Here is a 6169-nt window from a genome sequence, read left to right on the forward strand (position 1 = left end):
GATGAGCTGATCGATGCCGTGGTCTACAGGCTCTACGGGCTGACGGATGAGGAGATCGGGATTGTGGAAGGAAATTCAGCGTGAAGATGCATGTTACAGGAGAAGGAATATTCAATGGATCTGATATATCTTGATTACAATTGCTTTCAAAGAAGATTTGATGATACCAGCCAGATCAAGATCCAGCTTGAGGCTCTAGCCTGTGAAGAGATCTTTCTGAGAGCGGAGATTGAACAGATCCAACTGGCCTGGTCCTTCATGCATGAGGACGAGACCTTACTCTGCCCCTTTCCAAATAGAATGAATGTAGCTTTCATACTATCCACCCTCTGCAAGATCAGAATTGGACCTGATGATAAAATCTATGAGTGTGCTCTGGAATATCAGAGAAAATCCAGAATAACACCAAAAGATGCCCTCCATCTTGCATCTGCCAATTTCATCGGAGCCGATTACTTCTTAAGCTGCGACAACAGATTATTAAATCAGGCCAAGAGACTAGAACTGGAAATTGTGATCTCAAATCCAGTGGACTACATCAGATTGGAGGATATATGACTGAGAGGGCCAAGACGCTCGATGATGCTGAACTGAGACTCGTTGGGATAGATGCCTTGAATAAGGCTTTGGGTCCAGCCAAAGCGCTCCGATTCCTTGCTCTATTCCACCATGAACCTACTGATTACGTAGAGATCTCAAGAAGACTATATGAAAATCAGAACACAGAAGAGATATTTAAGAGGGCAAAAGAGCATTGGAGAGGCTAGTGTCCAAGCCTTGAACTATCCTGAAACTCTAGATTCGCTAATGCCCCGGACGCCTGACTGAAAAAACTGCACACCATACCTCCATTTTTCGAATCAAAGGCAAAGCGTTATTCTCCCGGTTCCATCCCGGCTGGAGAAAGCTTAAAAGTGATCAGAGCCAGAACATTCATTCATGATAAATGATGCGAATTTTGTTCAGGGAGGCGATATCTGCCATGACGGTTACTTTTGAGCCTCGCACCAGATTGAAGCATCTGGAGGAGTATGTAACCAAGATTCACCTGAAGCTCCCCCCAGAGGAGGCAAAGGTGCAGCTCTTGAGGTGCAGGATCGTGGCCTACGGCCTGATCGCCGAGATCGGGGAGAAGGCATACAACAAAGCATTTGTGGACCAGATCTTCGCCCATGCCTACCAGAACCTCTCTGAATCAACCGGTCAGGATCTGCGAGACCCCTTCTCAGATCCCTGCGCCAGCCAGTACCAGATCCTGGATGAGCTGAGGTCCTATGGCCGGAGGGACCTGCCAGAGCCTTTCCTGAGATTCATCCGGGCAGAGTTCAAGAAGGCCTTCATCCCCACAATGAGGATCTTGACCGACCTGTGCCATTCGGAGAACAAGTACTCCTGGGAGGAGGTAAAGCTGCAGCTTGTGGAGATCATGGATCAATTGGGGGTGGATGTAACCTGGGAGGAGTGCGAGGAGAAGCTGGAGACGTATCTGAAAAAGATAGGTGGAACCATTTATATAAATTGAGTTCTTTCGGAATAATTCATGAATACCAGGGGCAAAAAAATAGAAGCTCAGAACCGGACCATCTTGCAGAAAGTCGCCAGGGGAATAATGCTCATGCGAGGCCTTCAAACCGATTTCTCGCCGGAGTGCCTCTCCGAGCTCGCCCGTATCAACGGTCCAGCCAAGGCTGATGGCGCCCCCCATATCCGCGACCTGAGAGGGCTGCTTTGGGCCTCCATAGATAACGATGACTCCGAGGACCTGGATCAGCTTACCGTGGCCGAGCCCCTGGACGACGGAAAGGCCAGGATCAGGGTAGCAGTGGCAGACGTGGACAGCCTGGTCCACAAGGACTCTGCCATCGACCTTGATGCTCAGGCCAACACCACCTCCGTCTACACCGCCGCCCAGATCTTCCCCATGCTGCCTCTGAAGCTCTCCACCAACCTCACCTCTCTTAACCTAGACCAGGACCGCCTGGCGGTGGTGGTGGATATGACCGTTGCCCCCGACGGCTCGCTGGTCGACTCAGACGTCTACCGGGCGGTGGTGCATAACCACGCCAAGCTGGCCTATAACAGCGTGGCCGCCTGGCTGGAGGGAACTGGGCCCATGCCCCAAGCGGTTAGCGCCATGGACGGCCTGGCGGAGAACCTTCTCCTCCAGGATAAAGTGGCCCAGAATATGAAGAGCCTCCGCCATAAAGAGGGCGCTTTAAGCCTGGAGACCATTGAGGCCAAACCGGTCTTCAAGGGGGAGAGGCTCTGCGACCTTTTAGTGGAGGAGACTAACCGGGCCAAACAGATCATCGAGGACTTCATGATCGCCGCCAATGGAGTGACCGTCCGCTATCTGACCGAGCGAAATATGCCCTCCATTCGCAGAGTGGTGCGGGTTCCCAAGAGATGGGACCGGATCGTCCAGATCGCCGCTCAGCATGCCTTCAAGCTTCCCCCCAACCCCAGCTCAAGAAAGCTGGAGATATTCCTGAACATGATGAAGAAGAAAGATCCCCTCCGCTTCCCCGATCTGTCCCTGGCGGTAATCAAGCTGCTGGGAAATGGCGAGTACGTGGCAGAACTGCCCGAGACGGAGCCCATAGGCCACTTCGGCTTGGCGGTCAAGGATTACGCTCACTCCACCGCTCCCAACCGGCGCTATCCCGATCTGATCACCCAGAGGCTGCTCAAAGCAGCCATTGAGAATAAGCCCCTGCCCTACTCAATACGTGAGCTGGACCGTCTGGCCGACCACTGCACCAGGAAAGAGGATATCGTGGCCAAGGTGGAGCGGCAGGTGAGCAAGTCAGCTGCTGCACTTCTGCTCGAGCCGAGAATTGGGGAGAGGTTTAGCGCCATGGTCACCGGCTCATCGGAGAAGGGCACCTGGGTGCGGCTGCTTGACATTCCAGTGGAAGGGATGCTCAAAGGAAAAAGAAAGGGAATCGATGTGGGAGATGAGGTCACTGTAGAACTGATCTCGGTGGATGTGAATCTTGGGTTCATCGACTTCAAGCAGGTGGAGGATAGGATCAAATAGATCGTGATAACAAGATAGCCAGCTGAAGAATACTCTTCCCCTGCCTACTCCTCCTGCACGGGAACCTTCACCGATTCCGCCTCCGCCAGCATCTGTCCCGGGTAGATAAGATCGTGCAGTTCGCGGTTGAAGCCGCTTGCTGTGGTATGGGCATCATAGATGCCGTAGAGCCATGGCAGGACGAGCCAGGCGAGGAGCAGGATCAGCAGACCTTTCAGATATTCGCCCAGGTATATCTGGCCCCCTCCGGGAATGAAGATGCTGATCAGAGTGATCAATCCAACGTTCTTCTTCATCGACTCATACAGGAGGATTTTCTGGCCCAGGTCCATCGATGCGACAGCATCCTTAATCATAATTCGATCCGATTCATCCATATGATCAACCCCAATATAGATTGTAGCACCTGAAAATAGATATTCCTATCCCCCTAAGTCCCAAAAGGTCAATCCTCAAAGAAATAGGGCAGAGCCTCATCGATATTGGAGACCTCGATCACATTCAGGCCCAGCTCCTCAAATGCCGCCTGGGAGATGTTCAGAGTTCTGGGCACATATTTGGACCTCATGATATCGAAGCCTAGATCGGTTGACCTGCGCTCAACCTGCCTCTCATAATAGATAACATCGGCCTGGCCCTGGGGGATCAAAAAGTACTTGTAGCCGGCATCAGACACCGCTTTTGTCTTTTCCAGCACGCTGCCGATCTGGCCTATGGATCCGTCCTCGTTTATGGTTCCAGTTATCACCGCATCCTTTTTGATATCCCTGTCCTCCAGGGCGGCAATGGTGAGGACGGCCGCTGCCGCTCCAGCGCTCTCCCCGCCAATGAGCTGCGCTCTGGTGGAGGTGAAGTTGAAGACGAAATCCATATCCAGTTTGGCGCCGGGATAGCGGGACCGGGCAACGGCCACCGCCTTCTTTACGGCATATTGAACCTCGGGCTCGGAGAAGGGATTGGTGTCGATCAGGATGTCATTGCTGCCTGGAATCAGCCTCAGGTTCATCTTGCCCATGACCCCGATCTCATCATCAGATACCGCCACTATCGGTATGCTCTTCTGGGCCATGGTGATGCTCCCCCGGGGAGGATCGCTCTGGCTGTAGACCGATAACCCCAGGGGGCCAGACAGCTCTCTGACCTCCTCCTTCAAGGCGGAGATCTCGCCCTCCAGGCTGTAGATGTAATAGGAGTTTGCCAGGGAGAGCAGGAGGAGAAATCCCAATGCTATCAAGAGTCCTGCATTGCCAGGTCCTGCATTGCTGCTCATATCCGGTCAGCTTTTGGGATGTGCAGGATAAGAAGATTTCCCCTTAAGTCCTGCTTGGCTGCGTTCTCCTGCAGACCAGGAGCAGAAAATCAGGTATCCGAGCGCCATCCATCCGATCCGGGCACATGCTTCTCCAGCACTCCGGGGGCTCGGGCTCGATCACCCTGGCGATCTGAAAGCCGCAGGAGATCAGCTCGTTCATAGAGTCCTCCGGGGTGCAGGGGTAGTGGAAACCTCGGCCTTCAGGCCGGGGAGGAGCGTACCCCGCCCTTGATATCGAAAACTATATATCCATTGAATATAATCTTCAATGCAATGCTTCAGACCTTGATGGTAAAACTCGATCCCTCCCCGGAGCAACATAAGATGCTCTGTGAAACTATGAAGAGGTTTAACGAGGCTTGTAATCGCATAGCAGAGACTGTATTTGCTATGCATAGTGCCAACAAGGTTGAAATCCATAAGACGGTTTACTATCCTGTTAGAGAACATTTCGGTCTTTCCTCTCAGCTTACTATTAGGGCCATTTCCAAGGTCTGCGAAGCCTACAAGAGAGACAAGTCCATTAAGCCAGAGTTCCATCTTGATGGTGCGATCGTCTATGATCAGCGTATCCTTTCTTGGAAAGGACTTGAGAAGGTCTCTTTGATCACGCTGCAAGGAAGGCAGGCTATCCCTATTCGGTTTGGAGAATACCAGAAAGCAAGGCTCGACAGAATCCGAGGACAGGCTGATTTGATTCTGGTTAACGGAATCTTCTACCTTTGCGTAGTTGTAGAGGTTGACGAAGAGACTCCTTACGACCCTAAAGGAACCCTTGGAGTTGACCTCGGTATCAAGTACCTTGCTGTTGATTCTGATGGAGAAGTGCATTCCGGTGAGCAAATCAACCAGACCAGAGAGAGACTTGATTCTCTGAAAGCCCGACTCCAGAGCAAAGGCACTAAATCGGCCAAACGACATCTTAAGAAGCTGTCTGGCAGGACTGCCAGGTTCTCTAGAGATGTCAACCATTGCATTTCCAAGCATATAGTTACGAAAGCCAAAGACACTCTGCGATCCATTTCCCTTGAAGATCTTCAAGGCATCCGATCCAGAGTCACGGTTATGAAGGCTCAGCGTCGTCGCTTGCATACTTGGAATTTCGGGTTGCTTAGGACGTTTGTTGAATACAAAGCTAAGGTTGCGGGTGTTCCGTTGGTCTTTGTTGACCCCAGGAACACTTCCAGGACATGTCCCTCTTGCGGGCATGTTTCTAAAGCCAACCGGCCAACTAGAGATGAGTTCAGATGTGAGTCCTGTGGCTTCGCTGGGCCTGCAGATCACATTGCCGCGATGAACATCGCTTTTAGGGCTGAAGTCAACCAGCCTATTGTAGCGGGGAAACATCTTACCTCAGTTACAAGTTCCGGTCTTTAGACCGGAGTAGTTGACGATGTCCCCCAGAGTCCGGTGCCAGTAGACGGTGGGCTCCGCCTCGGGCAGCAGATGCATGCATAACCAGGGCGTGGGCGGCCTCGATCTTCATCAAATCATCGTGCCCTAAAGGAAACCATGCGCCTTATGGAAGAGATCGGCAAGGCCATACCAAAATGGCCTATTGAGTGAATAGGGTATTAAGGATAACAGATGACCAGATAGAGTCTGCCGATAGGACGATCCCCAATGAATGTCTCACTTATCCTCGCTCATCCCAACCAGGGAAGCTTCAACCATGCCATAGCTATTGCAGCCATCAACGCCCTTGAGGGCAACGGCCACAGCGTCAGCTTTCACGACCTCTACCGGGAACGATTCGATCCTGTGCTACCTTATGGGGAGATTCCCAAAGGCGCAGATATAGATTCAAATCTTATGAA

At 52.0% G+C, this 6169-nt stretch carries 9 protein-coding genes; 6 read left to right on the plus strand and 3 right to left on the minus strand.

Annotated features, from left to right (window positions below; all coding sequences use genetic code 11):
* Nucleotides 1-90: 90 nt before the first annotated feature.
* From BP727_RS00990 to BP727_RS01005, 4 genes are all read left to right on the plus strand, one after another.
* Entirely contained in the window at nt 91-558 is a 468-nt protein-coding gene (locus BP727_RS00990; RefSeq protein WP_286856926.1) for a hypothetical protein, read from the plus strand.
* Entirely contained in the window at nt 555-767 is a 213-nt protein-coding gene (locus BP727_RS00995; RefSeq protein ID WP_013718899.1) for a hypothetical protein, read from the plus strand. Before BP727_RS00990 ends, BP727_RS00995 begins: the two co-directional genes overlap by 4 nt.
* Nucleotides 768-982: 215 nt before the next feature.
* Nucleotides 983-1522, plus strand: coding sequence for a hypothetical protein (locus BP727_RS01000; RefSeq protein ID WP_286856931.1), 540 nt, complete (start codon nt 983-985; stop codon nt 1520-1522).
* An 18-nt stretch (nt 1523-1540) separates the two neighbouring features.
* The gene (locus tag BP727_RS01005; RefSeq protein ID WP_286856933.1) at nt 1541-3040 is read left to right on the plus strand and encodes an RNB domain-containing ribonuclease; all 1500 of its coding nucleotides are present in this window, start codon (nt 1541-1543) and stop codon (nt 3038-3040) included.
* A gap of 44 nt (nt 3041-3084) precedes the next feature.
* On the opposite strand, the gene BP727_RS01010 is transcribed toward BP727_RS01005, so the two are convergent.
* From BP727_RS01010 to BP727_RS01020, 3 genes are all read right to left on the minus strand, one after another.
* Entirely contained in the window at nt 3085-3417 is a 333-nt protein-coding gene (locus BP727_RS01010; protein ID WP_013718902.1) for a hypothetical protein, read from the minus strand.
* A gap of 68 nt (nt 3418-3485) precedes the next feature.
* Entirely contained in the window at nt 3486-4310 is an 825-nt protein-coding gene (locus BP727_RS01015) for a S16 family serine protease (protein WP_273277913.1), read from the minus strand.
* A gap of 43 nt (nt 4311-4353) precedes the next feature.
* Nucleotides 4354-4512: a hypothetical protein gene (locus BP727_RS01020; RefSeq protein ID WP_013718904.1), complete on the minus strand. Its 159-nt coding sequence runs from the start codon at nt 4510-4512 to the stop codon at nt 4354-4356.
* Between the two features lie 113 nt (nt 4513-4625).
* On the opposite strand from BP727_RS01020, the gene BP727_RS01025 reads away from it, so the two are divergent.
* Together BP727_RS01025 and BP727_RS01030 are read left to right on the plus strand one after the other, a co-directional pair.
* Nucleotides 4626-5729 (plus strand): RNA-guided endonuclease InsQ/TnpB family protein, encoded by a 1104-nt coding sequence (locus BP727_RS01025; protein WP_048132921.1) that lies wholly within the window; start codon nt 4626-4628, stop codon nt 5727-5729.
* A 246-nt stretch (nt 5730-5975) separates the two neighbouring features.
* Nucleotides 5976-6169, plus strand: a 194-nt coding sequence (locus BP727_RS01030; RefSeq protein ID WP_286856941.1) for an NAD(P)H-dependent oxidoreductase, incomplete at its 3' end; no start/stop codon positions are given.

The organism is Methanosaeta sp. UBA356 (genome assembly GCF_002496465.1).
Lineage (GTDB): Archaea > Halobacteriota > Methanosarcinia > Methanotrichales > Methanotrichaceae > Methanothrix > Methanothrix soehngenii.